Origin of the sequence: Bradyrhizobium sp. SZCCHNRI2009, from assembly GCF_032485115.1 — a bacterium.
Classification (GTDB): Bacteria; Pseudomonadota; Alphaproteobacteria; order Rhizobiales; family Xanthobacteraceae; genus Bradyrhizobium.
Genome location: NZ_JAUEUH010000001.1, coordinates 1,526,338 through 1,553,232 on the forward strand (window position 1 = coordinate 1,526,338; position 26,895 = coordinate 1,553,232).

General features: G+C 66.4%; 17 protein-coding genes and 2 pseudogenes. 8 read left to right on the plus strand and 11 right to left on the minus strand.

Going from position 1 to position 26,895, the window contains the following annotated elements; translation table 11 throughout:
- The first annotated feature begins 170 nt into the window (after positions 1-170).
- The 4 genes and pseudogenes from QX041_RS06985 to QX041_RS07000 all read left to right on the plus strand — a co-directional run bounded on the left by QX041_RS06985 (position 171) and on the right by QX041_RS07000 (position 5,824).
- Positions 171-2,678: a penicillin-binding protein 1A gene (locus QX041_RS06985; protein WP_316164761.1), complete on the plus strand. Its 2,508-nt coding sequence runs from the start codon at positions 171-173 to the stop codon at positions 2,676-2,678.
- Positions 2,679-2,803: 125 nt separating this feature from the next.
- Positions 2,804-3,938 (plus strand): peptide chain release factor 2 gene (gene prfB / locus QX041_RS06990; RefSeq protein ID WP_315712184.1). Its coding sequence is split into 2 segments (ribosomal slippage): positions 2,804-2,872 and positions 2,874-3,938, totalling 1,134 coding nucleotides; the frame shifts between segments, so codons are not numbered across the junction.
- Positions 3,917-4,822 (plus strand): annotated as a pseudogene (locus QX041_RS06995) (NAD(P)-dependent oxidoreductase); the annotation flags it as partial. The gene prfB and the pseudogene QX041_RS06995, both read left to right, overlap by 22 nt.
- Before the next feature lie 57 nt (positions 4,823-4,879).
- Positions 4,880-5,824, plus strand: coding sequence for a DMT family transporter (locus QX041_RS07000; protein ID WP_315826867.1), 945 nt, complete (start codon positions 4,880-4,882; stop codon positions 5,822-5,824).
- Between the two features lie 15 nt (positions 5,825-5,839).
- Here QX041_RS07000 and upp read toward each other — a convergent pair whose 3' ends face one another.
- Together upp and QX041_RS07010 are read right to left on the minus strand one after the other, a co-directional pair.
- Positions 5,840-6,475 (minus strand): uracil phosphoribosyltransferase, encoded by a 636-nt coding sequence (gene upp / locus QX041_RS07005; protein WP_315751689.1) that lies wholly within the window; start codon positions 6,473-6,475, stop codon positions 5,840-5,842.
- Positions 6,476-6,528: 53 nt separating this feature from the next.
- Complete coding sequence (locus tag QX041_RS07010; protein WP_316164762.1) at positions 6,529-8,256, minus strand: cation:proton antiporter; 1,728 nt, start codon at positions 8,254-8,256, stop codon at positions 6,529-6,531.
- Positions 8,257-8,281: 25 nt separating this feature from the next.
- On the opposite strand from QX041_RS07010, the gene QX041_RS07015 reads away from it, so the two are divergent.
- Positions 8,282-8,836 carry a DUF3124 domain-containing protein gene (locus tag QX041_RS07015; protein ID WP_316164763.1) on the plus strand — a complete coding sequence of 185 codons (555 nt, stop codon included), beginning with the start codon at positions 8,282-8,284 and terminating at the stop codon, positions 8,834-8,836.
- A 12-nt stretch (positions 8,837-8,848) separates the two neighbouring features.
- Here the strand turns inward: QX041_RS07015 and QX041_RS07020 are convergent, their stop codons facing one another.
- The 5 genes from QX041_RS07020 to QX041_RS07040 form a co-directional block, all read right to left on the minus strand.
- A complete protein-coding gene (locus QX041_RS07020; RefSeq protein ID WP_316164764.1) occupies positions 8,849-10,999 on the minus strand; it encodes a methyl-accepting chemotaxis protein in 2,151 nt (716 codons plus the stop codon).
- Between the two features lie 793 nt (positions 11,000-11,792).
- Positions 11,793-12,227 (minus strand): GlcG/HbpS family heme-binding protein, encoded by a 435-nt coding sequence (locus tag QX041_RS07025; protein WP_316164765.1) that lies wholly within the window; start codon positions 12,225-12,227, stop codon positions 11,793-11,795.
- A 35-nt stretch (positions 12,228-12,262) separates the two neighbouring features.
- On the minus strand, positions 12,263-12,922 hold the full coding sequence (locus QX041_RS07030) for a glutathione S-transferase family protein (RefSeq protein WP_316164766.1): 660 nt from the start codon (positions 12,920-12,922) through the stop codon (positions 12,263-12,265).
- Positions 12,923-13,036: 114 nt separating this feature from the next.
- Positions 13,037-14,506, minus strand: coding sequence for a carotenoid oxygenase family protein (locus QX041_RS07035; protein ID WP_315751684.1), 1,470 nt, complete (start codon positions 14,504-14,506; stop codon positions 13,037-13,039).
- A 25-nt stretch (positions 14,507-14,531) separates the two neighbouring features.
- On the minus strand, positions 14,532-15,692 hold the full coding sequence (locus QX041_RS07040; protein WP_316164767.1) for an MFS transporter: 1,161 nt from the start codon (positions 15,690-15,692) through the stop codon (positions 14,532-14,534).
- Between the two features lie 185 nt (positions 15,693-15,877).
- On the opposite strand from QX041_RS07040, the gene QX041_RS07045 reads away from it, so the two are divergent.
- Together QX041_RS07045 and QX041_RS07050 are read left to right on the plus strand one after the other, a co-directional pair.
- Positions 15,878-16,825 (plus strand): LysR family transcriptional regulator, encoded by a 948-nt coding sequence (locus tag QX041_RS07045; RefSeq protein WP_315751682.1) that lies wholly within the window; start codon positions 15,878-15,880, stop codon positions 16,823-16,825.
- Between the two features lie 352 nt (positions 16,826-17,177).
- Entirely contained in the window at positions 17,178-18,413 is a 1,236-nt protein-coding gene (locus QX041_RS07050; RefSeq protein ID WP_316164768.1) for a LysM peptidoglycan-binding domain-containing protein, read from the plus strand.
- 63 nt (positions 18,414-18,476) lie between these two features.
- Here QX041_RS07050 and QX041_RS07055 read toward each other — a convergent pair whose 3' ends face one another.
- Together QX041_RS07055 and QX041_RS07060 are read right to left on the minus strand one after the other, a co-directional pair.
- On the minus strand, positions 18,477-19,841 hold the full coding sequence (locus tag QX041_RS07055; protein ID WP_316164769.1) for a M23 family metallopeptidase: 1,365 nt from the start codon (positions 19,839-19,841) through the stop codon (positions 18,477-18,479).
- A gap of 105 nt (positions 19,842-19,946) precedes the next feature.
- Positions 19,947-20,648, minus strand: a complete 702-nt coding sequence (locus QX041_RS07060) for a peroxiredoxin (protein ID WP_316164770.1) — start codon at positions 20,646-20,648, stop codon at positions 19,947-19,949.
- Between the two features lie 516 nt (positions 20,649-21,164).
- Here QX041_RS07060 and QX041_RS07065 point away from each other — a divergent pair.
- Positions 21,165-24,863: a DUF3971 domain-containing protein gene (locus tag QX041_RS07065; protein ID WP_316164771.1), complete on the plus strand. Its 3,699-nt coding sequence runs from the start codon at positions 21,165-21,167 to the stop codon at positions 24,861-24,863.
- Positions 24,864-24,914: 51 nt separating this feature from the next.
- Here QX041_RS07065 and QX041_RS07070 read toward each other — a convergent pair.
- Together QX041_RS07070 and QX041_RS07075 are read right to left on the minus strand one after the other, a co-directional pair.
- Positions 24,915-25,491 (minus strand): annotated as a pseudogene (locus QX041_RS07070) (methyl-accepting chemotaxis protein); the annotation flags it as partial.
- Between the two features lie 124 nt (positions 25,492-25,615).
- Positions 25,616-26,875 (minus strand): MFS transporter, encoded by a 1,260-nt coding sequence (locus tag QX041_RS07075; protein ID WP_316164772.1) that lies wholly within the window; start codon positions 26,873-26,875, stop codon positions 25,616-25,618.
- Positions 26,876-26,895 lie beyond the last annotated feature (20 nt).

The window sequence follows — 26,895 nt, forward strand, 5'->3', positions numbered from 1 at the left end:
CTTCTCGGCAGACTTGTGATAGGCTTGACCGCTGATAGGCTTGACCATGCGTTTCTCTGGCATGGGTCACGCGGCATTGCAGCCGACCGTGTGATTTTTGGCGGTAGCGCCTGTGGGTGCGCCGCGTCCGAGCCGAGAGACGAAACAAGAGTTGGAACGGATATTCGCCGATGCGCTTTCTGGTGCGGTTTTTGGGCTTCCTGTTCGCGGCCGGTACCGTCTTGTTCCTGGTCGGTGTGGCAGCAGCGGCCGGCCTGATCTGGCATTTTTCCAAGGACCTGCCTGACTACTCCCAGTTGCAGGATTATGAGCCGCCGGTGATGACGCGCGTGCACGCGGTCGACGGCTCGCTGGTCGGTGAATATGCCCGGGAGCGCCGGCTGTACCTGCCGATCCAGGCGGTTCCCAAGCTCGTGATCAATGCCTTCCTCGCCGCCGAGGACAAGAACTTCTACGAGCATGGCGGCATCGATTTCACCGGCATGGCGCGCGCCGCCGTGGTCTACGCCCAGAACTTCGGCTCCAATCGCCGTCCGCAGGGCGCCTCCACCATCACCCAGCAGGTCGCCAAGAACTTCCTGTTGACCAACGAGGTGTCGTTCGCCCGCAAGATCAAGGAAGCGCTGCTGGCGATGCGCATCGAGCGCACCTACTCGAAGGACAAGATTCTCGAGCTCTATCTCAACGAGATCTATCTCGGCTCCGGCGCCTACGGCATCGCCGCGGCGTCGCTGGTCTATTTCGACAAGTCGGTGAACGAGCTCACCGTGGCGGAGGCGTCCTATCTCGCCGCGCTGCCGAAGATGCCGGGCAGCCTGCATCCGATCCGCAATCGCGACCGCGCCATCGAGCGCCGCAACTACGTCGTCGATCGTCTGCTCGAGAACGGCTGGATCAAGCAGGCCGACGCCGACAAGGCGCGCAAGGATCCGCTGACGATCGCGAGCCGCAACACCGGCGCCCACATCTTTGCGGGTGAATATTTCGCCGAGGAAGTTCGCCGCGACATCTTCGAACGTTATGGCGAGAAGAAACTCTACGAAGGCGGCCTGTCCGTCCGGACGACGCTCGATCCGAAGATTCAGGTCATGGCGCGCAAGGCCATGGTCGCCGGACTCGTGAGGTACGACCAGGAGCAGGGCTATCGCGGGCCTGTCTCCAAGCTCGATACTTCGGGCGATTGGGGGGTGAAGCTCGCCGACATCAAATCGCTCTCGGACATCTCACCGTGGCGGATGGCCGTGGTGCTCGAGACCAGTGACCAGTCCGCCCGCATCGGCTTCCAGCCGCCGCGCGAACTCGGCGGCGCCGTCAGCAAGGAACGCCAGACTGGCCTGATCACGCTTGACGGCGTGAAATGGGCGCGGGCTGCGACGGCCAACGGCCGTGGCAAGGTGCCGACGTCGGTCGCCCAGGTGCTGCAGCCGGGCGACGTGATCTATGCCGATCCGCTGTACAAGGAAGGCAATCCGGTCGAAGGCCAGTATCGCCTCGAGCAACTGCCCGAAGTGTCCGGCGCGATGGTTGCCATGGACCCGAACACCGGCCGTGTGCTCGCGATGGTCGGCGGCTTCTCCTTCGACCAGAGCCAGTTCAACCGCGCAACGCAGGCCTACCGGCAGCCCGGATCGTCATTCAAGCCGATCGTCTATTCTTCGGCGCTCGACAACGGCTATACGCCGTCGACCCAGGTCGTCGACGCACCAATCGAGATCGACCAGGGGCAGGGCGGGCAGGTCTGGCGCCCCGACAACTTCTCCAACGGCAAATATCTCGGGCCCACGACCTTGCGCAACGCGCTGCGTCTGTCGCTGAACACGGTGACCGTGCGTCTCGCGCAGGACGTCGGCATGCCGCTGATTTCCGAATACGCCAAGCGATTCGGAGTCTATGACGAGCTGCCGAATTACCTCTCCTACGCCCTCGGCGCCGGCGAAACCACGGCCATGCGCATGGTCACGGCCTATTCGATGATCGCCAATGGCGGCCGTCGGGTGAAGCCGACCTTGATCGACCGCATCCAGGACCGCTACGGCCACACCATCTTCAAGCATGATGCCCGCGAGTGCCGCGGCTGCGACGCACCGGACGGCTGGAAGAACCAGAGCGAGCCGCAGCTGGTCGACCGCCGGGAGCAGGTTCTGGATACGATGACGGCCTACCAGATCACCTCGATGCTCGAGGGCGTGGTGCAGGCGGGCACGGCGACCGTGCTGAAGGAGGTCGGCAAGCCGATCGCCGGCAAGACCGGCACCACCAACGAGGCCAAGGACGCCTGGTTCGTCGGCTTCTCGCCGGACATCGCCGTCGCCATCTACATGGGTTACGACAAGCCCCGGCCGCTCGGTAGGGGTAATGCTGCGACCGGCGGTCATCTGGCCGCGCCGATCGCAAAAGACTTCATGAAGCTCGCGCTGGCCGACAAGCCGGCCACGCCCTTCAAGATCCCGGCCGGCATCAAGCTGGTCCGTGTCGATGCCAAGACTGGCATGCGCGCGAGCCCCGGCGACGGCGGCCGCACGATCATGGAAGCGTTCAAACCTGGTACGGCGCCGCCGGACAACTACTCGGTCATCGGTGTCGCCGACGCCGATGGACGCGTGATGCCGTCGCAGAGCGGCGGCCAACCTGATGCTGGCAGCTTCATCATCCGTCCAGGCACGGGAAGCCTCTATTAGGCATTGGGCCGGCTGAAACTGATGCCGGTGCGGTGCAGAGCGATTGCGCTTTGCGCCGAGCGCCGTTACATCCCCTGTGGGAGACGATGCTGCGGCGCTTCGAGCCGTGGCCTGAAGAGAGCGACATGCGCGCGGAAATCGAGAAAATCGTAGAAGAGATCAAGCAGTCGGTCGGGCTGCTGAGGAGGCATCTTTGACGTCGAGACATCGACGGCAAGGCTGGCCGAGCTGAACAAGCTCGCCGAAGACCCCAATCTCTGGAACGACCCCCAAAAAGCTCAGCGGCTGATGCAGGAGCGGACCTCGCTGGAGGATTCGCTCACCGGCATTGGCAAGGTCGAACGTGAGCTCAGCGACAATATCGAGATGATCGAGCTTGGCGAGGCCGAGAACGATCCCGGTGTCGTCACTGAAGCCGAGAATGCGCTGAAGGAGCTGAAGAAGGAGGTCGCGCGGCGCGAGCTCGAGGCGCTCCTGTCCGGCGAGGCTGACAAGTTCGACACCTATCTCGAGGTCCACGCCGGTGCCGGCGGCACCGAGAGCCAGGACTGGGCGCAGATGCTGCTGCGCATGTACGCCCGATGGGCCGAGAAGCACGGTTTCAAGATCGAGTATCTCGAAGAATCGTTGGGCGAAGAGGCCGGCATCAAGTCGGCGACCATCCAGATCTCCGGGCATAATGCCTATGGTTGGCTGAAGACTGAAGCCGGCGTGCATCGCTTGGTCCGAATCTCTCCGTTCGATTCGAATGCACGCCGCCACACCTCGTTCTCTTCGGTGCAGATCTTCCCGGTCATCGACGACAGCATCAAGATCGACATCAAGGAGTCCGATGTCCGCGTCGACACCATGCGGTCCGGTGGCGCCGGCGGCCAGCACGTCAACAAGACCGAATCGGCGGTCCGGCTGACGCACATCCCAACCGGCGTTGCCGTGGTCTGTCAGGCTGGCCGGTCACAGCACAAGAATCGCGCCCAGGCCTGGGACATGCTGCGCGCACGCCTCTATGAGATCGAGCTGAAGAAGCGCGAGGAGAAAGCTGCGGCCGACCAGGCGGCCAAGACCGAGATCGGTTGGGGCCACCAGATCCGCTCCTACGTGCTGCAGCCGTATCAGATGGTGAAGGATCTGCGCACGGGCGTGCAGACGTCCGACACCGCCGGCGTGCTCGACGGCGATCTCGACGAGTTCATGGCGGCGACGCTGGCGCAGCGCGCGTTCGGCACGACGCCAGGCGCTGCGATCGAGGACGTCGATTGAGCGTGGCGCGCGTTGCCTTCATCGGGCTCGGGCGCATGGGCCATGGTATGGCCGGTCGTTATCTCGACGCAGGCTATTCCGTGGCGGTCTGGAATCGCAGCCGGGCGAAGGCGGAGGATCTGATCGCGCGCGGCGCGCGCTGGTCGACCTCGCCAGCTGATGCGGCAATCGATGCCGATGCGGTCGTTACGATGGTGGCTGATGACGACGCCTCGCGCGCGGTTTGGCTCGGGCCGGATGGCGCCGCGGCCACCATGCGGGTCGGCACGATCGCGATCGAATGCTCGACCGTATCGCGCGACCATGCGCTGCGTCTGTCGCGCGAGCTGGATGCGCGCGGCGTGACCTATCTCGACTGCCCGGTGACCGGGCTGCCCGACGCGGCCGCGAGCGGCAAGCTGACCTTGCTGGTCGGTGCCGACGCTGCCGATCTCGACCGCGCGCGGCCGTATCTGGCGCCGATCGGCTCGACCATTCGCCATTTCGGGCCCGTGGGCGCCGGGACAGTCTACAAGCTGATCAACAACCTGCTTGGCGCGATGCAGATCGCAGGTCTTGCGGAGGGGCTCGCAATCGCCGAGCAGGCCGGCCTCGACATGAAGCTCGTGCTGGAGGCAATCCAGAGCGGCGTCGCGGCGAGCCCCCAGGTTCTGCGCCACGCGCCGCGCATGATCGCGCGCAACTTCGCCGATGCAAGCTTCACCGCGGCGCTCCGTCACAAGGATGCAGCCTATGCGCTGCAGCTCGCCGAGCAGCTGCTTGGAGAGCGTCCCATCATGGCCCAGGCGGCCGTCGATGCTTATGCGCGGGCGAAGGCGGCGATGCCGGATGAGGACGAAGGCCGCATGATCGAGCTGGTGTCGCGGCCGAGATCCATGCCGTAGGCACACCACCGGAAAGCGGGTGGACGGCGCGAGGCTTCACCTGCAAGGCTCGCGCAGATGAAACAGCGGTTTGCGGCGATGACATCCCAGAACGAGAGCATGGACGCGCGGGACTGGTCGTTGCTCGGCCTGCTCTCGCTGCTGTGGAGCGGATCGTTCATCTTCAACGGCCTCGCCTTGGAGGAACTGCCCCCGCTGACGCTGGTGCTGCTGCGCATCGTGCTGGCGGCGGCGATTCTGCTGCCGGTGGCGCGACTGCGCGGGCTCGGCTTTCCCCAGGGGGTTGTCGGCTGGCTGCCGTTCCTTGCCGTGGCGCTGTTCAACAATGTCGTGCCATTCTGCCTGATCGTGATCGGCCAGACGTTCATCACCTCCGGCCTTGCTGCTGTCCTCAATGCGACGACGCCGCTGTTCACAATCGTGGTGATGGCCGCCGCGGGAGAGGAAAGGCTGTCGGCCCGGCGGGCAGCGGGTCTGGTCGTCGGCCTCGTCGGGGTCGTGATCCTGCGGGGCGGACCGGGGCTCGACGGCTCGGCAGGCGGGTACGGCATTCTGTTCGGTCTTGGCGCGTCGCTCAGCTACGGCATCGCCGCGCTGCTGGTGCGCCGCCATCTCGCCCATTCGCCGCCGCTTGCAACCGCCACCTTCCAGCTCTCGGCTTCCAGCGTGATGATGCTGGCCATCGCCGCTGTCGTCGACCAGCCCTGGCGTCTCCCGCTTCCCGGACTGCAGACCTGGGTCGCGGTCATAAGCCTTGCGGCGCTGTCGACGGCGTTCGCCTATATCGTGTTCTTCCAAATCCTGCGCCGCTCCGGGGCGACCAACGTGATGCTGGTGACGTTGTTGATCCCGTTGACGACGATCCTGCTCGGGTCGCTGGTGCTCGGCGAAAGCATCTCGTTGGGGGAGATCAGCGGCGCGCTGGTGATCGGGAGTGCGCTGCTGGTGATCGACGGTCGCATCTTCAGCGTCATTCGCCCTTCACCGCGACCGTCCTGCTGAACTGCACGCGCACGATCACTTCGTGCCGAACATCCGATCGCCGGCATCGCCCAGACCGGGCACGATGTAGGCGTGGTCATTCAGCTTCTCGTCGATCGCCGCGGTCCAGATCGGGATGTCCGGATGCTCCTTCTCGAACTTGGCGATGCCTTCCGGTGCCGCCAGCAGGCAGACGAAACGGATGTCGCGGGCGCCGCGCGTCTTGAGCAGCTCGGCAGCCGCGCAGGCGGAGTTGCCGGTCGCGAGCATCGGGTCCATCAGGATCACCGTGCGGTCGCTCAGGTCCTGCGGCGCCTTGAAGTAATACTCGATGGCCTGCAGCGTGTTGGGATCGCGGTAGAGTCCGATATGGGCGATGCGCGCGGACGGCATCAGCGCCAGCATGCCGTCGAGGAAGCCGACGCCGGCGCGCAGGATTGGCGCAAGCGTCAGCTTCTTGCCGGCGATCTTCGGCGCCTTCATCGGCGCGATCGGCGTTTCGATGTCGACCAGCTCGAGCGGCAGGTCGCGCGTGACCTCGTAGGCCAGCAGCATGCCGATCTCGTTCAACAGCTCACGGAAGCCCTTGGTCGAGCGGTCACGCTCGCGCATCAAGGAGAGCTTGTGCTGGACCAGCGGGTGATCGACGACGTGAACGCTCGTGTTTGCCATGATTCAAGTCCAGCAGGATCGCAGGTTCTGTGGGAGATGGATGCGTGCCAGGCTCATGGCAGCACCTCGCGGCGGTCGGCGAGCAACGTCTCCGCCTGGCTGCGGCGCTCGGAGAGGAGCCCGGCGCTGACGTCCTGGATCAGGTTGAGCAGCACCTGCGCATCGCTGAGCCGCGGCACGGTCACGTAGTCGGCGCCGGCAGCGTAGAGGTCGTTGACGTCGGCGAGCAGGTCGGCGGTCGCGATGATCTTGGCCGATGCATTGATGCTGCGGACATGGCGCACCAGCTTTTCGTTGTTGGCACCCTTGAGCAGCGAATCCGGGATGCTCAGGATGATCAGCTCGGCCTGGCCCACCCCCGCATGAATCAGCGTGTCGACGTTGCTGATGTCGCCATAGGTCACCTGGATGCCGCGATCGGACAAGGTTCGGAAGACGACGGGGTTGAAATCGACCACGCCGATCTGCTCCAGCAGCGCCGGCTCGTTGCGCTCGATCTCGCTGAGCAGGGCGCTGGCGGTGCGGAAGAATCCGAGGAGAACGATCGGCCGTCCGGCGCCGTGTCCGCCCTCATGTCCGGCCTCGCCATCCTTGCTTGCATCGAGGTCGCGCAGACCGATCCGCTTGAGCAGCGGGATACTTCGCCGCGCGATCGGATCGGAGCGTACGATGACGAAGGTCGAGAGCACGGCGAGCAGCACGAAAGCAAAGGACGCTGCGCTCGACGTGCCGTTCTTGAGGTGCCCGGCGGCGGCGCCGGTCTGCATCACCACCAGCGAGAATTCGCTGATCTGGGCGAGGTTGAGCGCCGGCAGCAGGCTGGCACGCAGGCCCTGCCGCATCATGTAGAGCGGTGTGAACGTCGTGAGCAGCCGGCTCGCCACCGTGAACAGCGCGATCACGAGCGCCAGCCCCACCACGGACATCGTCGGGATCGGGATCGTCATGCCGAGCGCGACGAAGAACAGCGTGATGAAGAAATCGCGCAACGTCGTGACCTTGGCGGTGACGTCGAGCGCGTAGGGGAAGGTCGACAGCGAGACGCCCGCGACCAGCGAGCCCATCTCGCGCGACAGGTGCAGCCTCTCTGCGATCTCGCCGATCAGGAAGCACCAGGCCAGCGCGCCGAGCAGGATCAGCTCCGGGGTACGCGCGATGCGATGGAACACCGGCGGCAAGACGTAGCGGCTGAGGAGCAGGGCGATCGCGACCAGTGTGCCGGCGCGGGCGAACGACAGCAGGATCACGCTGACATGGAGGTCGTCGAGGCTCGGCTGCACCGCCAGGAACAGGATCGCGAACACGTCCTGCAGCACGAGCACGCCGAGCGTGATGCGGCCGGGCAGGGTGTCGAGCTCGCGCTTCTCGTACAGCACCTTGACGATGATGACGGTCGAGGACAGCGCGCAGGCGACGCAGAGATAGAGTGCGTCGTAGCTCTCGGCGCCCATCCGCATGCCGATCGCGACGAAGAACAGGATGCCGAGCGCGGCACCCCCGAGCAGTTGGACCCCACCGGCGATCAGAATCACCGGGCCGGCACGGATGATCTTCTTGAGGTCGATCTCGAGCCCGATCATGAACAGCATGAAGATCAGGCCGAGCTCGGAGATCACCGAAATCGACTCCTGGGACTTGACCCAGCCGGTGCCGAAGGGGCCAATGGCGAAGCCCGCGACCAGATAAGCGAGAATCGAGGGCTGGCGCCATCTGTGCGCCGCCAGTCCAAGCACCCACGCAAACAGGATGCAGAGCGTGATGTCGCCGATCAGTTCATGCATGAAGCAACCCCCGGGGCGGCAACTTATGTCGTGCCGCCGCGCAAGGAAACCCGCAATCTGTCACATCCGGACCGGCGCATTCGCGCTGCTGCTCATCGCGGCTGTTGCGGCCGGCGCGGCGCGGGCCGCCGACGACGTGACCACCGCTTTCGCGAGCTCGCTGACGCCCGTTCCGGCGGAGCCCGTCACGGTCACGGGCGCCGTCTATGTCCCCGTCTATTCCAGCGTCGCGATGACCCCGGGCCGGGTCCAGGCCGATTTCTCGGTGACGCTGAGCATCCACAACGCCTCCGAGCAGCGGCCGCTGATCGTCCGGCGCATCAACTACTACGATACGGCCGGCACGCTGGTGGAGGCGCATCTGCGCGAGCCCGTCGCCTTGAGGCCGTTCGCGACCGTCGAGATCTTCGTGCCCATCAAGGACACCCGCGGCGGCACCGGCGCCAACTTCGTCATCGACTGGGCCGCGACCGGTGAGATCGCCGAGCCCGTCGTCGAGGCGCTGATGGTCGGCGGCATCGGCGCCGGCCATTACGCCTTCATCAGTCAGGGCCGCCCGATCCGGCTGACCGGGCGGTGAGCGCGGGGCGGCTCAGGCCGCCCGCACGTTGCCGAGGAATCGGTCGACCTCCTGCCGCAGCCGGTCGCTCTCCCGCGACAGCGACTGCGCCGCCGACAGCACGTTGCCCGAAGCAGAGCCGGTCTGCGAGGCGCCGCGCTGGACGTCGACGATGTTGGTGTTGACCTCGGTGGTGCCGCGCGACGCCTCCTGGATGTTGCGCGAGATCTCCTGCGTCGCCGCGCCCTGCTGCTCGACGGCGGCGGCGATGGTCGAGGAGATTTCCGACAGCCGCTCGATCGTCGTGCTGATCTCGCGGATCGCCGACACCGATTCCTGTGTCGCTGCCTGGATGCCCGAGATCTGCTGGGCGATCTCACCGGTGGCCTTCGAGGTCTGCTCGGCGAGCGCCTTGACCTCGGACGCGACCACGGCGAAGCCGCGGCCGGCATCGCCGGCGCGCGCCGCCTCGATGGTGGCGTTCAGCGCCAGCAGGTTGGTCTGGCCGGCGATGGTGTTGATCAGCTCGACCACGTCGCCGATCCTCGCGGCTGCCTTCGAGAGCTCGTTGACGCGGTCGTTGGTGGTGCGCGCCTGATCGACGGCGCCGTTGGCGATGCGCGCCGATTCCTGCACCTGGCGGCTGATCTCGGTCACCGATGAGGTCAGTTCCTCGGTGGCCGAGGCGACCGACTGCACGTTCGTCGCGGCCTGCTCGGACGCGGCGGCCACGGTGGTGGCGAGCTCCTGCGAGCGCGTCGCGGTCGAGGTCAGCGTGCCGGCGGACGTCTCGAGCTGCGACGAGGCCGAGGACACCGTCTGCACGATGCCGCCGATCGCGCTTTCGAATTCGCTGGCGAGCTTGTTCATTCCGGCCTTGCGCTTGACCTCGGCCGAGTGCTGCACGGCCTTCACTTCCTCGCTGTTGAAACGGACGATCGCCTGCACGGTCTGCAGGTTGCGCAGCGCCTCGCCGAGCTCGTCGTCGCGCTCCACCGGAATGCGGTTGTCGAGCTTGCCGGCGGTGATGTTCTGCATCGCGTCGTTGAGCACCTTGAGCGGCCGCAGCACAGCGCGGATGCTCTGCAGGCTGAACGTAGCGCCGATTCCGATACCGGCCAGGATCATCACAGAAATGATCGCGAGCACCACCAGATATTGTCTCTCGGCCTCCTCGTAGAGCGCCTTGCCTTCCTTCACCTGGATCTGAACGAGCTTGTCGAGCTCGTGCTTGGCGGCCTCGAACAGATCATGCCCCTTGGTGGCGATATGCTGGCTCGCCTCGTCGAACTTGCCCTGCTCGAGCAGGGCCAATCCCGGCCTGATGCCTTCCTCCAGATAGGCCTTGCGCCTGATCGCGAAGGCATCGGCGACGATCTTCTCCTCCGGCGTCAGGTAGCTCGCCATGTAGTCGGCCCAGACCTTGGTGATTCTGGCGCTGTTTCCGTCCACCAGCGCCCTGATGCCGTCGATCGGTTTTCCGGCCTTGCCGTTCGCCGCCGCAGACTGTTGCGACGACATGTTCTGCAGGGTGCGATCGTTGATCTCGAGCAATTGCGCCAGCGGGATCGTGCGATCCTCGTACAGCGACTTCATGGCGACGTTGGTGGAGCGGGTCGACAGCAGGCCGGCCGCGCCGATGATCAGCATGAACACGCCCAGCACCGCGGCCAAGGTCGTCAGGCGCGCCCTGAGCGTACCCGTGAAGAGCGACAGGCGGTCGAACACCGAGCGGCGGCGGATGACGCCCGCGCTGATCGCGTAGCCCTGCGCCTTGTTCTGATTCAGCAGCCCGTAGACCTTCTCGGCCTCGGCGCGCTGCTCGGCCGGCAGCTTGGTGCGGATGGAGGTGTAGCCCGTGATCCGGCCGTTCTCGCGGATGGGGGATGCGCTCGCCAGTACCCAGTAGAAGTCACCGTTCTTGCGGCGGTTCTTGACGGCGCCGGCCCACGGCTTGCCTTGCTTCAGCGTGTCCCAGAGATTGGCGAATGCGGCCTCCGGCATATCGGGGTGGCGGATGATGTTGTGCGGCTGGCCCATCAGCTCGTCGGGGGTGAAGCCGGCGGCATCGACGAACTGGTCGTTGAAGTAGGTCAGCTTGCCCTTCAGATCGGTGCGCGAGACGATCAGCGTCTCGTCGGTGATCGGGTATTCGTTGTGGGTGACAGGCAGATTTTTGCGCACGGTATGACTCCAAATTGTCCCACCTGCATGCGGACACTGGATGCAGAGTTTCAGATCACCGCCTAGAAGGCGCCGACTCCTTAAAAGTTGCGTAAAACCTAGGCACCGTACGACTACGCACTGCTCATAAAGGTTGCAATTTGTATGGAATGCTCGCTCTCGCGCGCAAGTATGTGATTCAGCGTGCAGAAAGAGCTCCCGCGGCGCGGTGCACCCGGGGTTTTCGGCAGCGCCCCCTCGACGCGAGGGTGCAGGGAATGCCGGGTGAAGGCCTCACCCATGGCCCGCCTGCGAGAAGAATGCAGGCGGCAGGTACCACAGGCAAAGCCGTAACCGGCATTCCCTGCGCGATGGTTTTAACAACTTATACGCGATCTCCCCGGGGACCGGCTTTCTTGCCCCCGTCATCCGCGCCAGCGCATCTGCACCGGCACGAACTTGGCGCCAGCATCGGGGCGCCAGGACCACGCGACTTCATCGTCCGCGACCGCCATGCCCGTCGTGCATCGCAGCCCGCGTCCACCGCATCCCGCCCCAACGTCCGTGACGACGCGTACGCCCCTCGCAGAGAGGGCAGGATGGGGGGATCATACATGATTTCTGGAAAAAAGAAATAACAAAATCGCGTGGGAGAATTCGGATGAGGGAGTTGCTGCCGGGCGTGGTCCTCCCCTTCAGCCGAATGATGGGCACCCGCCCGCGGTGGGGCCGGCCACGTCTTCGTGCTCCCGGCCAAGCGATGATCAGCCGCGTGGACCGTTTCGGCGGTCCGCTTGGCCCGTTCTTCACCGGTTCACGCGCCGGCCGGCTCTTCCGTTCGAAAGCCCGCCGCGGCGATGCCGGCGATCGCGCAGGCTTCGTCATTGTCGCCGAGATCGCCGGAGATACCGACGGCGCCGAGCACCTGCGTGTCCGGTCCGAGCACCAGGACGCCGCCGGGCGAGGCGACGAGGCGGCCGCCGGTCGTGGCTGACAGCATCGTGAAGAATGTCGGCATGTTGCCGGCGCGACGGCTCAGCTCGCGTGATCCGAAGCCCATGCCGAGCGAGCCGAAGGCCTTGCCGAAGGCGATGTCGAAGCGGACGATGCCGGCGCCGTCCTCGCGCTGATAGGCGATCAGGTGTCCGCCTGGATCGAGCACGGCGACCGCGAGCGGCGCGAGGTTCTTCGCACGCGCTTCGCGCAGCGCGGCGTCGATGATGATCACTGCGTCGGCGAGCATCAGCATGATGTGCGGTTCCTCATTCAATCTGCGATAGTGCCTCAGACGAACATCGCGAGGATGCCGAGAGGGTTCTCGGGCCGCGGAACGCGGAAACTGATCGTCTTCCAGTCCGCAGCGGCCGGCCGTTCCAGGCAGCGATCGAGCCAGCGGTCGACATGGGGCCATGGTGACATGTCGAGCGTGCCGAGCCGGGCCAGCGTCATGACGGCGGCGACATTCAGGTCGGCCACGGTGAAGCGGCCGCTGACGAGATAGGGCCTCTCGGTGAGATGCCGATCGAGGACCGCCAGCGGACGGCCGAGCTTGGTGAGCGCGATCCCGAGCTCGTCGGCATCGCGCTTGTCGGCATCGAACAGGACGCGATTGGCTGCGGCGAGAAGCAGCGGCTTCTCGATCTCGGTCACGACCCAGAAGCTCAACTGGGTGACGAGCGCGTCTTCTTCCAGGGTGGCCGGAGAAAGGTCGCTGCGGTAGCGGCGCGCCAAATGAAGGTTGATCGCGAGCGACTCGAACAGGCGGATCTCGTCGGAGACGAACGCGGGCACGCGTCCGTTGGGATTGATCTTCAGGAAGTCCGGCGTGTGGGTGCTGCCGTCGGTGAAGCCGGTCGGAACGTGCTCGAAGTCGAGCGCGAGCTCCTTCAGCATCCAGGCGCAGCGATGCGCGCGCGAGTGCATCGAGCCGTACAGACGTATCATGGTGTTTCCCCGGTTGTGACAGGCCTGCTGCGAGGCTCTTTGTCATTGGAGTGTTTGTCGTTCAGCGCGAGGCGCTGGCGGATCCGCGGCTGGCGCCTCCGGTGGCCGGATGCGTTAAAGGACGTCGGCGTTCACCCAGATGCCGTGGAAACCCTCGTGCACCCGGCACGGGAAGCGGATTGTCGCAATGGGGCCGGCCGACAGATTGCGTGCGTCGAGGATGACGAGATCGGTGCGGTTCTCCGCCCGCCGTCCGACGATGCTGAGCAGCCAGCCGTCGCCCTCGGCTGCGTGCGCGCTGCGGGGAACGAAGCATGGCTCCTCGGGCGAGCTCTCGGGGCCGGCGTAGTAGAAGTCGAGCTTGCCTGTCTCCTCGTCGAAATGTCCGAGGCAGGTGAAGGGCGGTCCCTTGGGGCCGAAGGGCAGCATCGGGCCGAGCTTGGGATTGTTGGTGCCGAACCAGAAGTGCCGGACGCGGGCCATCGCGAAGCGCTGGTCGATGACCGGCATCTCGCCGATGTGTCCGATGAAGCGCGAGATGTCGATGGCGCCAGATGCACTCGACAGATCGATCGTCCAACGTTCGCCGAAGGGCGGCAGCTCCTTGGCCTCGGGATCGCGGATGTCCGGGAACTGGCTGAGCCAGCCGGACTCCGTGACGAACTGGTCGAGCACCAGGCGGCTGCCGTGCTCCCAGGCGTTGAAGGTGTGGGTCTGCATCGCGAGCTTCGGCGCGGTGAACCAGCGGATGCCGGCCACGCCCTGCCGGCGCGGGATCACGGCGACGTGGGTTTGCCTGTGGCTGTCCCAATGCCAATAGGGCTCGCCCTTCCTGACGCGATCCCAGTCGCAGACCATCGGGCAGATCACGAAGGCGATGTAGTTGCGTGATACCAGGAAGTCGTGGACCATCGAGCAGTAGGGCGCGGTAAAGCGCTCGGTGCGGGTGAACTCGCCGTCCGGCGCGATGGTGTAGAGCTCGATGTCATTGCTGGCCGTGCCCTCGCAATTATAGGCGAACGCGATGCACTCGCCGGTGAGCGGGTCCATCTTGGGATGGGCGGTGAAGGTGCGGCTCCGGAGCTGGCCGCCGAAATCGGTCTCGCCACGAGTCTCCAGCGTGACCGGATCGAGCTCGTAGGGGCGGCCGGATTCCTTCAGGGCATAGAGCTTGCCATGGTGCCACATCACCGAGGTGTTGGCGGTGTTGGCATCCTCGCCCGCCACCTCGGGTGAATCGGTGAACGGATTGCGATAGGCGCCGAACAGCGCCTTGCGCGCCTGCCGCTCGATCAGGAACTTGCGGGTGCGGACGTAGCGCATCGCCAGATCGGCATGACCGTTCTGGATGCGGACCATGTGCACCATGCCGTCGCCGTTGAGGAAGATGTCCTTGCCCAGCAGGGGCGGGTAGGTGTGGTCGGCGCTGTTGCGGTAGTAGACGCCTTCCAGCCCCGCCGGAATGCGGCCGATCACCTCGAGGTCGTGCACCTCGCCCTCGATCCGTACCGGAGCGGCATAGCCGGAGAACACGATATCCTGCGGAAACTCCAGGCCGTTGTGCTGCGTGACGTGCTTGTTCATGGGACTCTCCTTGGGGGCAGGGGGCTCAGGCGGAGCGCAGCATTGCCGGTGATGCGGCGGTGCGTGCCTTGAAGGTCAGCATCAGGACGACGGCGAGCGTGGATATCGTTCCGGCCACGTAGCTCAGGCCGCCGTAGCCCAGGCTCTCCACGATCGCGCCGGCGACGGCGGGTCCCGCGGCCGATCCAATCATCATCATCGCCGGTGTCGCCGCGACTGCGCGCCGGCTCGGGTCGATCTGCGACAGCAGTCCGAACAGGAACGTGTGGGTGAAGATCACGATCGAGACGTAGGGGATCGCAAAGGCCGCGTACGTCGAGAAGCCCTGGGCATTGACGATCACGAAAGCCAGCATGGCCTGCAGCAGCGGGCCGGCAATGCCGATCGCGATCGGCGACAGGCGTCGTTGCAGGGCCGCCGCCAGCGCGCCGGGAAGCAGGTTGATGAAGCCGACGGCGATCAGCACCTTGGTGACGTCGTCCTGCGACAGCCCCTTGTGACGGCCGATGCGCTCCAGGAAGGAGAAAACGAGCGACTGGTTGAAGGCGAGGCAGATCACGACGGCGATGATCAGCCAGGCTCGGCCGGGCATCGCGTGCAGCATCTCACCGCCGGTCTCGGCGGCGGCGACGGAGCGCGGGAAGCCGAGAGAGGCCAGGAGCGCCGCGACCGCCATGCTGGCTGCGAACACCGCGAACAGCAGGCGCGGGCTGATCGCATGGATCAGGGCCGGCACGGTGGCGAAGAAGGCGACGCTGAAGACGGCGAGCGCGACATTGGCGAGGCCGAACAGGCGGTGCGGATTGTCGGTACGGCCCATCGTGCCGTGCGTCATCGACAAGGCGGCACCGGCTGCGAGGCCCGCGATGGCGTGGATGATCGGCAGAACCCAGAATGGCACCAGCTCTGGCGGCCTGCCGGCGAGATAGCCGAACGCCGCAGCGGCCACGATGAAGCCGCCGACCACGATGCTGCGCGCGTCGAGCCGCGTGAACGATCGCGCGGTCACCAGGCTCGCGAGCACGATGCCCGCCAGGAAGCTGGTGACGGTCGCACCCGCCTGCGCCGGCGACAGACCGTAGAATTCGATGAGCGTTCCGACCCAGACCGGCAGCGCCACCAGGTCCAGCATGCCGGCCACGTGGCACGTGGCGAGCACGACTCCACCCGAGCTCGATCGGCTCATGTTTCCCTCCCCGTGAACGGACCAGTCGCGGGGGCCCCTTGGCCCGGGCTTTCGCGCCCTCTGCCGACGCTGGTCCGAGCACACGCTAGGTCGAACCCGTGATCCGGCAAAATCGATTGAATTGCGCATCGTCATCGATACGATCGATACCAAGTGACAAGTCCAGGGGAAGGGAGCGCGCTGCGATGCGGCTGGACAGGTTCGATCTCAATCTGCTGGTGGCGCTCGACGCGCTGCTCGACGAGCGCAACGTCACGCGGGCTGCGGATCGCCTCCGGCTCGGTCAATCCGCGACCAGCGCCGCGCTGGCGCGTCTGCGCGAGTTCTTCGAGGACGAGCTGTTGACCCAGGTCGGACGGCAGTTCGAGCTGACGCCGCTCGCCCAGGCGCTGGTCGAGCCGGTCAAGGACACGCTCGTTCGTGCGCGCGCCGCGATCAGCACGAGACCGGACTTCGATCCCTCGACGATCAGCCGCACGTTCCGGATCTGTGCATCCGACTACGCGACCTATGTGCTGGTGTCGCGAGTGGCGATCGCGCTCGCGCAGCGCGCGAGCGGATTCCAGCTCGAGATCGCGCATCTGCCCAAGCATGTCGAGCAGGTGTTCGGGCTCGGCGACATCGACCTGCTGATATTGCCCGAGCAGTATGCGTCACGGATAGCGCATCCGCAGACGCATCTGCTGTCGGACGATCATGTCTGCATGATGTGCCGGGAGCGGCCGTTGCGGCGTGGCAAGCTGTCCGAGGACGATTATTTCGCGGCCGATCACGTCAACGTCCGCCTCGGCGAAGCCGGCTCCTTCTCGTTCGAGGAATTGTTCTTCCCGCGCGCCGGCCGGCCGCGAAAGATTGCCTGTACGGTCGATTCCTACTGCCTGCTGCCCAGGATGCTGTGCGGGACGGACCGGATCGCGACACTGCATCGGCTGCTCGCGCAGGATCTGGCGCTGCATTATCCCGTGAAGTTCGTCGGCTTCCCGTTCGAGATTCCGCGCCTGAACGAGTCCATGATCTGGCCCTCGTTCAGGGATCAGGACCCCAGCCACAAATTCCTGCGCCAGGTGTTCGCCGAATGCGCGGCGCAGATTGCGTCCGAAGGCCGGAGCAGGGCACGCGCGTCGCGCAAATGACCGGATGTTGTCTCGTGCCCGTCGGTCGGCGGCCATTCCGACCTGCTGCTCGGCGCGATCACGGTGAAGGATCTGGCCTTGCGCAAGGCGCTCAAGGATGTGCTGGTGCGGCAGCATCGGCCTCGAGGAGCCGGGCGAGTTGGGGAAAGATTTGTCGCGCTTTGTCGATGCGCTCGGCGCGGCGTGAGCCGGCCGGGTCCGGGCGCGGCCGGGCCAGCCATGGGCGGCCTCGGCGGCCGGTATCCCGGAATTGTCCGGTGTCGTGCCCGCCCGGCTGCAATTGGTGTTTCGCCGGACCGGATGGTATGGCTCGACACACGCGCGATCGACGCGACCAGCAACGGACCGAGGCATGATCATGAGCGGCAAGCCGGTGATCCGGATCATTCTTGGGGTCGCGGCCCTCGTTGTCCCGGCGGCAGCGCTGGTCGTCGTGTTCGATCCCACGCTGATCCGTGACGTCCCGATTATCGGGCGGGACAAAACGGCCGCGAGCGGAGCGGCAATCCCGGCGGCCGAAGCGCCGGGGCAGTCCGCATCGGTTCCGACCGCCGAGCAAGCGCCGTCCGCCGCGGACCATGGTCGCGGCGCAAGCCCGCTTGCGACGATGCAGCAGCAGGCGAGTGGTCTTGCCGCCGCGCTGGGTCCGCTGGTTCCACAGTCGGGCGCCGAAAGCGATGGTCCGGCGTTCGATGTCGTCAACGTCGCTCCTTCGGGTGACGCCGTCGTCGCCGGGCGCGCGGCGCCCGGCGCCACCGTGGAACTGCTGCGCAACGGCGAGGTTCATGACCGCGTCGTTGCCGACCGGGCCGGACAGTTCGCCATGGTGCCGCCCCGTCTCCCTGCCGGAACCTACGATCTGACCCTGCGATCGAAGCTCGCCGACGGACACGAGGTGACGTCGAAGCAGAGCGTGGCGGTGAACGTCGAGGCCGGGCGGCAGCAGGCCACGGTGGCTCTGCTGTCGCCGGATGAGCCGACGCGCGTTCTGTCGAAGCCGGCCGGCGCGATCCCGCAGGCGCTGGCGGTGGACGCGGTGGATCACGAGACGAATGGCGTCCTGCGCGTCAACGGCCGGGCGCGTCCGGGCGCGACGGTGAGGCTTTATTTGAACGATCGCCTGATCTCATCGACGGTGGCGGGTGCCGACGGACGTCTCAGCATCGCGATCGGCAAGGACGTCAGCCGGGCGGGCAAAGACCGGATCAGGCTCGACGAGGTCGATCCGGCATCCGGCTCCGTCCAGGCGCGCGCCGAGGTCCCGTTGAGCCTGCCCGACGACGCGACGACTGCATCGCTGTCCTCGGTTGTTGCGGGGGCCGAGACGGCCAAGGCACGCGCGGCCGCTCAGTCCACGCTGGTCGCGGCTGCAGGCAACCCGCGTGAGGCGATCGTGCCCTCTGCCAGAGGCGAGCCGAAGATGACGACGGTCACGGTCGCCCGCGGCGATAGCTTGTGGCACATCAGCCGCCGCCTGCTCGGGGGCGGCACGCGCTACGCGGTCATCTACAAGGCAAACCGGGAGCAGATCCGAAGTCCCGATCTGATCTATCCGGGCCAGGTCTTCATGCTCCCGGCCAGGCGATAGGCCCGGCTCCGGAGCGCCCGCGCGGGACGCTGCACCGCACCAACTTGATGTGAGCTGATTGACCTAGCCCGCGCTCAGCCGGACGCCGGCGCGCAGGAATTTCTGCGGGTCGACGGCTTCGCCGTCGATGCGGGTCTCGTAGTGCAGATGCGGGCCGGTCGAGCGGCCGGTCGAGCCGACCTCGCCGATGATGTCGCCGATCTTCACATGCTGGCCGATCTTGACGTTGATCTCGGAGAGATGGCCGTAGCGGGTGGAGAGGCCGTTGCCGTGATCAACCTCGACCATGCGGCCGTAGCCGCCGGCCCAGCCGGCGTTGACCACCTTGCCGTTGGCGGTGACGCGGACCGGATCGCCGGTGGCGGCGCGGAAGTCGAGGCCGGTGTGCATGGCTGGGCGGCCGAGGAACGGATCGGAGCGCACGCCGAAGCCGGAGGTGAACTCGACCTCGCCGATCACCGGCTTGCGATAAGGCACCAGCGACAGCGTGCGGTTCATCTTCTCGACCTGGGCGCGGGTGATGCTGATGCGGTAGAGCTGGCGCTCGAACGGACCGGATTCGGCGCCGAGCTTGACCGGCACGAACGGGCCGCCCATGCCGCCCTTCGGCGCCGCCGCTTCGAGCTGACCCATGTCGAGGCCGAGATCGGTGATGACGCCGCGCATCCGGCGCAGCTTCGATTCCAGCGTCTCCTCGGCCGAGGACAGCATCGCGATCTGCCGCGCCTCGACCTGGTCGAGCGAGCGCGTCAGCCGCGTCAGCACGTTGTCGACGCCGGCGAGCTTGGTCGATGGGTTCGGCTGCGCGTTGGCCATCACAGGGCTGCGCGATTCGAGCCGGGCCTCGCGGTCCGGCGGCGCCGTGAAGATCACGGTGTCGCTGATCGGCGACGGCTTGGGCGTGGCTGGCGCCGACGGCGGCTCGATCGCGACAGGCGCGCGCGCCGGGGCGCGGATCGAGCCGGTGATGTCGGGCATGCTGCCGAGCGCGGTGGCGCGGCCTTCAAGCGCGCTCTGGCGCTTCAGGATCTGGTCGAGCTTCTGGTCGAACTGCTCCTGGTCGAGCAATTGCCGGCTGGTGGCGCGATCGACCTTGGCGCGTAGCTCGGCGATGCGGTCCTCATAGGCATATTGCATCTCGGCCTGGCGCGCGATCAGCCGCGTCAGCACGTCGTCGCGAAACGCGAAATAGGTCGCGGTCGCCGCCGACCACAGCCCGAGCAGGCTGACGGTGCCGACCACGATCCAGAATACCACCGGGCCGATGCGCACCTGCTTGCCGGCATGCACCAGCGTGTAGTCGCTCTGCGACGCGGCCGCGACCTGCGCCGGATGGCTGACGGGGGCGCGCCGATGGTGATGGGCGTGCCCACGGTCATGAGAATGGTGCTGGGGATATTCGGCGTGATGGCCGGAACGATACGACATCGGCACTCCCGCGCCGGCCGGAGATCGTCGTTCCGGCGGCGTCATTTACGGGAGCGATTTGACCCCTGCATGGTTAATTTTCCGCCAACGCCGTCAGGCGCATTCTCAGAGCGCGCGCGCCGCCGCGAGCACCGCGTCGGCATGGCCGTCGACCTTGACGTTGCGCCACACTTTGGCGACGCGGCCGTCGGCGCCGATCAAGACGGTGCTTCGGATGATGCCGAGAAACTTGCGGCCATAGAGCGACTTCTCGCCCCAGGCGCCGTAGGCCTCCAGCATCTCATGTGTCTCGTCCGAGATCAGAGGCATGGCGAGATCGTGCTTGTCGCGGAAATTGTCCTGCGCCTTGATCGAATCGGCGGAGACGCCGAGCACTTTGACGCCGGCGGCGGCGAAGTCCTTCGACAGGCGGGTGAAGTCGATCGCCTCCTTGGTGCAGCCGGGCGTATTGGCCTTGGGATAGAAGAACAGCACGAGCTTCTGGCCGCTGTAGTCGGCCAGCGAAACGGTTCCGCCGCCATCGCGCGGCAGCTTGAACGCGGGTGCCTTGACGCCCTCGGCGAGGCCCGTTCCAGTGGTGGCTAGCGTCCTGGGCCCGGCCTTCGCAGCTCCCGTTTTGGTGGTCGCGGCTTTGGACGTCGCGGTCTTTGCGGAGGTCGTCTTTGCGGAGGTCGTCTTGGTGGCTTTCGTCACTGCCGGTTTGGCCGTCTTCTTGGTGGCCTTCTTGGCCGCGGTGGCGAGCCGGTTCCCGTCAATCGCCCCGTAGGACGCCGGGTTGGAGGATTTCTTTTGTGATTCCTTTGACATACGCCTTCCTTTCGTCGCTTTCGGCGGCTCAAAAATGAAAGTATCTCGGTTCTTGTCCGGTGTCCCGGGATCGATCTGGAATCCGTGCTTCGCGGCGCGCAGGGGATCGTGTCTCTTGCGATGAAGCGAAGATCACGGCTACCAGCAGGCGTGAGCACCAGCGCAGTTGAGCACAGTGCAATGACGACTCTCGTACCGTCTCCGGATCAGACGTCCCCGCCACAGAATTCGTCCGGCGGTGGAGAGGCGCCGGTCCGCTGGCGCGAGCAGGTGGGCAAACCTGACGGCGGCGGGGTATAGTGACGAGGATGTCGCGCGTCGTCCGCGCCGCCGGCGAAGCGCCAGCGGCGTGTTGACAGCACCCGCCGAAGCGTGACGGGATCATTTGGGGCATCGAGTCCTGCCGGCAGTGAGCACGCGCGCTGCGTGAACGGGCGGGGCCACACCGGCGACCAACCTGGCCGAGGCCAGGTTGGCACGAATGTTTCGGACACGAGGGGCCGGCACCGAGAGGCAATGGCAAGACAGACATCACCCCACCGGCCCCATCTGCAAGCGGACACCCAGGGCCAGCAGTGGGATGAGGCCGACTGGGATGTGGCCGACCAGTATGAGGCTGCCGCCGAGCACGACGAGACGGTCGGGCAGCGCGCCCGGCGCCTGTTGTCGCGGCCCGATTCGGGCGGGAGCACCGGTCGATTCGGCTGGGCGCGTCCGCGTCTGCCGGGCGGCCGCGTGGCCAAGCGGGTCGTCATCACGCTGGCATCGCTCATGCTGCTCGTCGGGCTCGGCTTCGCCGGCCTGTGGCTGCGGCTCGGTGCGGGCCCGATCAGCCTCGATCTGGCGACGCCGTGGCTCGCGGCGGCGATCGAGGACAATATCGGCCACGGCAACACCGTCGAGGTCGGCGGCACCCAGATCGAGCGTGCCGGCCGGATCAGGATCGCGGTCCGGATCCGCGACATCATCGTGCGCGATCAGGATCACGCCATCGTCGCCAGCGCGCCCAAGGCCGAGGTGCGGCTGTCCGGCGCCGCGCTGCTGATGGGCCAGCTGCGTGCCGAGAGCCTCAAGCTGGTCGACGCCGAGCTCGCGATTCGCATCACCCCGGACGGCACCGTCACGGTGTCGACGGGGGAGACCACCAAGCCGCTGGCAACGGGCGTCGCCTCCAAGCGCGATGCCGGCCTGCCGCCGACATTCCCGCGACCGGGACAGGCCGCGCCACCGCCCAACGCACCGGGACCGCAGGCCGGCTCGCAGCCAGCACCGCCGGCCATGTCGACTGTGCCCGCGACCGCTGCGCCGAACGGCCTGCTCGCCGGCCTGGACTGGCTCGACAGCCTCAGCCTCACCGGGCTCGATGGCCAGAACCTGAACGAGATCGGGTTGAAGAACGGCGTGCTGATCGTCGACGACCAGCAGCGCGGCAACAAATGGACGTTCGAGAACATCAGCCTCAGCCTGCGCCGGCCGTCCGGCGGCGGGGTGGCGCTGAGCCTCGGCGAAGAGGGCGCCAAGCCGTGGCAGCTGCGCATCCTGGTCGGGCCCCAGGCCAACGGCGTGCGCACGGTGGACATCAAGGCCGACAAGGTCTCCACCAGCAACATCCTGCTGGCGATGCGGCTCAAGGATCTCACCTACATGGCGGACCTGCCCATGACCGGCGAGATCAAGGGCGAGCTCGCGCGCGACGGGCTGCCGACCTATCTGCGCGGCAAGATCAACATCGGCGCCGGCAAGATCATCGACACCGATACGCCCGACTATCCGATGGCGATCGACTCCGCCGAGATCAGCATGGAATGGGACGCCGGGCGCCGCGTGCTGATCGCGCCGTTGAAGGTGATCTCGGGCGCCAACCGCATCACGCTCAACGCCAATCTCGAGCCTCCGAACGACACCGCAAACGACTGGCGGCTGGGTCTCAACGGCGGCACCATTCTGCTCGGCGCCATCGAAAACGAGCCACCGCTGATCTTCAACCGCATCTCGATCAACTTCCGCTTCGACACCGAGGGCAAGCGCGTGCTGCTGACGCAGGCGGAGGTCTCCAATGGCGAGATCGGCGTCGCCGGCACCGGCAGCGTCGAGTATGCCGGCGAGCCGCGGCTGAAGCTCGGCTTCGCGGCGACGCCGATGCCCGCGCTGGCGATGAAACGGATCTGGCCGGCGCTGATCGTGCCGGAGGTGCGGGCCTGGATCATCGAGCGCATCGAGCGCGGCTCGGTGCAGCGGATCGACGTCGCCGTCAATTCGCCGACGCGCAACCTGCCGCGCAAGGGGCCGCCGATCCCCGACGATGGTCTCGACGTCAACATCGTCGCCACCAATGTCACCGTGCATCCGGTCGACGGCCTGCCGTCGGTGCGCGATGCCGACGTGAAGGCGCATGTCACCGGCCGCACCGCGACGGTGACGATCGGGCAGGGCGTCGCGGATACGCCGGCCGGGCGCAAGCTCAACTTCTCCGACGTCGTGTTCGAAGTACCGGACATGGCGCCGAAGCCGTCGCCGTCGCGGGTACGCATGCGCGTCGAAGGGCAGGTCGCCGCTGCCGCCGAGATCCTCGCCTCCGACCGGCTCAACGATCTGTCGTCGATGCCGATCGATCCCAACCAGACCAAGGGAACGTTCCAGGCCAGCGTCAATCTCGCGATGCCGGTCAAGGGCGAGCTGACCAAGGCCGACACCAGCTACGCGGTCACGGCCGATCTCAACGGCTTTGCCGCCGACAAGCTGGTGATGAACCAGAAGCTCGAGGCCAACACGCTCAAGATCGTGGCCAACACCGCCGGCTATCAGGTGAAGGGCGACGTCAAGATCAACGGCCAGCCGGCGACGCTCGACTATCGCAAGCCGACCGAGGGCGACGCCGACATCAAGATGCAGGCGATCCTCGACGATGCCAGCCGGGCCCGGCTGGGCATGGATCTGGGCACCGCGATCACCGGCAACGTGCCGCTCAAGCTCAATGGCAAGATCGCGGGCTCTGCCGATCGCGACAGCCGCATCGGCGTCGAGGCCGATCTGACCCAGCTCAAGCTCGACAACCTGCTGCCGGGCTGGGTGAAGAACCCGGGCAAATCCGGCAAGGCCACCTTCAACGTCGTCGCCAAGCAGCAATCGACGCGCTTCGAGGACATCAACATCGAAGGCGGCGGCGTCTCCATCAAGGGCTCGCTGGAAGTCGACCAGAACGGCGACCTGATGAACGCCAACTTCCCGACCTATTCGCCGTCGGAAGGCGACAAGACGCAGCTCAAGGCAGAGCGCGGCCAGGACGGCGTGCTGAAGCTGTCGATGCGCGGCGACGTGTTCGACGGCCGCGGCTTCCTGAAGTCGGCGATCTCGGGCACCAACAAGGACGCCGACAAGAACAAGGCACGCTCCAACCTCGACTTCGACGCCGAGGTCAAGTTGGGCGCCGTCGCCGGCTTCAACGGCGAGGCGCTGCGCAGCGTCGACCTCAAGTTCTCCAGGCGCGGCGGCGCCTTCAAGAGCTTCAATTTGACCGGCAAGGTCGGCCGCGACACGCCCGTCACCGCCGACATCCGCGTCGGCCGCGAGGCGCCGAGCGCTGATCCTCGCGCGCGTCGCCAGGGCCGCGAGGTGATCTATCTGGTAACCAACGATGCCGGCGCGCTGCTGCGCTTCGCCGACACCTATTCCAAGATGGCTGGCGGCGAGCTGGAACTGGCGATGGAGCCGCCGACGGCCGACTCCAGCCCCAAGGAAGGCCTGGCGATCGTTCGCAACTTCACCGTCAGGGGTGAGCAGGCGCTGGATCGCGCCGCCTCCGGCGCAGCACAGGGCGCCTCGCAAGGCATCGCATTCACCATGCTGCGCGCGGAGTTCACGCGGCAGAACGGGCTGCTCTCGATCCGCGACGGCGTCGTCAAGGGACCGACGCTCGGCCTGACCATCGAGGGCAGCATCGACTACAACGTCAACCAGGTCCGGGCTTCGGGCACGATCGTGCCGCTGTACGGGCTGAACAACATGTTCAACCAGATCCCGATCGTCGGGCTGTTCCTCGGCGGCAGCAATGAAGGTCTGTTCGGCGTGACCTATGAGGTTGTGGGCACGCCAAGCCAGCCTGTGGTGCGCATCAACCCGATCTCGGCCATGCTGCCGGGCGTGACGCGCAAGATCATGGACTTCAACACCGGCAAGCAGCCATACCCGCCGGCGGAGCTGCCGCCGAACAATTGACGCTGCCGGCCGCCGGCGTTCGGCGACGTCAACAGACCCGATCGATGCGGTTCAGGCCGCTCTGAGGCCAGCAAGGAAGGTGTCGACCTCGCGGGAGAGCTGCTCGGCCTGCTTGGAGAGGTTGCCGCCCGCGATCAGCACGTGGCCGGCACTCCCGGTCTCATTGGCCGCCGTCGAGACGCCGCCGATGTTGGCGGTGACCTCGCGGGTGGCCTGCGCGGTCTGGGTGACGTTGCGCGCGATCTCCGCGGTGGCCGTTCCCTGTTCCTCGATCGCCGATCCGATCGTGGCCGCGATCGCGGACACCTCCTCGATGGTCAGGGTGATGGCGTCGAGCGCGCCGACCGCTTCCCGCGTCGCGTTCTGGATCCGGGCGATGCGGTCGCCGATCTCCTGCGTGGCCTGTGCCGGTCTGGCTGGCCAGACTCTTCACCTCCGCCGCGACCACGGCAAAGCCGCGCCCGGCTTCGCCGGCGTGCGCGGCCTCGATCGTGGCGTTGAGCGCCAGCAGGTTGGTCTGGCCCGCGATGCTCGAGATCAGCTCGGCGACGTGCTCGATCTGCTTGGCGCCATCGGCCAGGGCGCGGACGATCCCGTCGGTATGGCGCGCGCTTTCGACGGCGCGTCCTTGCCGAAACAACTATCATCAAGCTGCTTACTAATCATGAACGCGTGGTTGTTGTGCGCCGTCCACTATGTGGACGGGCGGCTATCGGAGCGCGCAAGCACATCGTACTTGGACCGCGGGCCGACTAGGTGCGAAGGGCCGGAACGACCAGGAACGGGATCATGCCGATGACGACGCTCACGAGCGCGAGCAGAATGACGGCATCATAGCCGTGGGTGAGATCGTGGATGACGCCGCCGCTCCATGATCCCAGTGCCGATCCGAGCCCGCTGCCGATCGTGATCGTGCCGTAGATGGTGCCAAGCCGCCTACCGCGGAAGATCTTCATCGCGGTCGCCGACAGGAGCGGCCCGCGCGAGCCGATCATGCTGCCAAAGCAGACGACGAAGCCGGTGAGCAGGAAGATGTTCGGCGAGAATTGCAGCGCCCACAGCATCAGGATTCCTGCGATCGATACGGCGTAGGAGAACAGCACCGACGGCCGCCGGCCGATCAGCCCGTCGAGGGCCGAGACGCCGAGCATGCCGAACAGCAGCACCACGCCCGAGAAGCCCCAGGCGGTGGCGGCCTGCAGCGGCGCAAAGCCGGCATCGATCAGATAGGCGACGACCTGCGGCGCGATCGCATACATGCCAACGGCGGTGAAGAAGAAGGTCGAGAACAACGCCCAGAAGGCGTGATGGCGCAGCGCTCGCGACAAGGTCCAGGCATCGCCGGCGAGCTCGTCGGCGACAGGCCTGGTGATGTGGGGCGCGCCGGCGGCAAACAGCCGCCAGGGCAGCAGCGCCAGCGGCACCAGCAGGATGAAGGCGGCGGCGCCGAACGCCTGATATGTGCTGCGCCACCCGATCGCGTCGATCAGCAGTTGCGAGCCCGGTAGCAGGATCAGCACGCCGGCGCCGGTGGCGGAATAGATCACCGCCATCGCGGTCGGCAGCTTCTTGCCGAACCAGCGGCCCAGCAGGATCGAGTTGGGGACGTTGCCGATTAGCGCGATGCCGATGCCGACGCACAGGCCGATGCTGATCTGGAACTGCCACAGCGCCTGCGCGTGCGCCGCGGCCGTGAAGGCGGAACCAAGCAGCAGGAGGCCGAGCGCATACACGGTGCGTGGTCCGGAGTGGTCGAACAGCCGCCCGATCAGCGGTGCGGCGAGGCCGCCGGCGAGGGCCGTCAGCGAATAGATCGAGACGACCTCGGAACGGTCCCAGCCGAAGCTGTCGGAGATCGGCTTGAGAAAGACGGTGAAGCTTTCTCCCAGTCCGCGGCCGATCACCGACAGCGCAAAGCAGAGACCCAGCACCACGAACGCCATGCGCGCGCGTGGTGGAGCTGTCGGGGTTTCCTCGGCTTGCGCAGGCTCTCGCGGCGCGCTGATCGTCATGCCCTGAGGGAGCGCCTTTC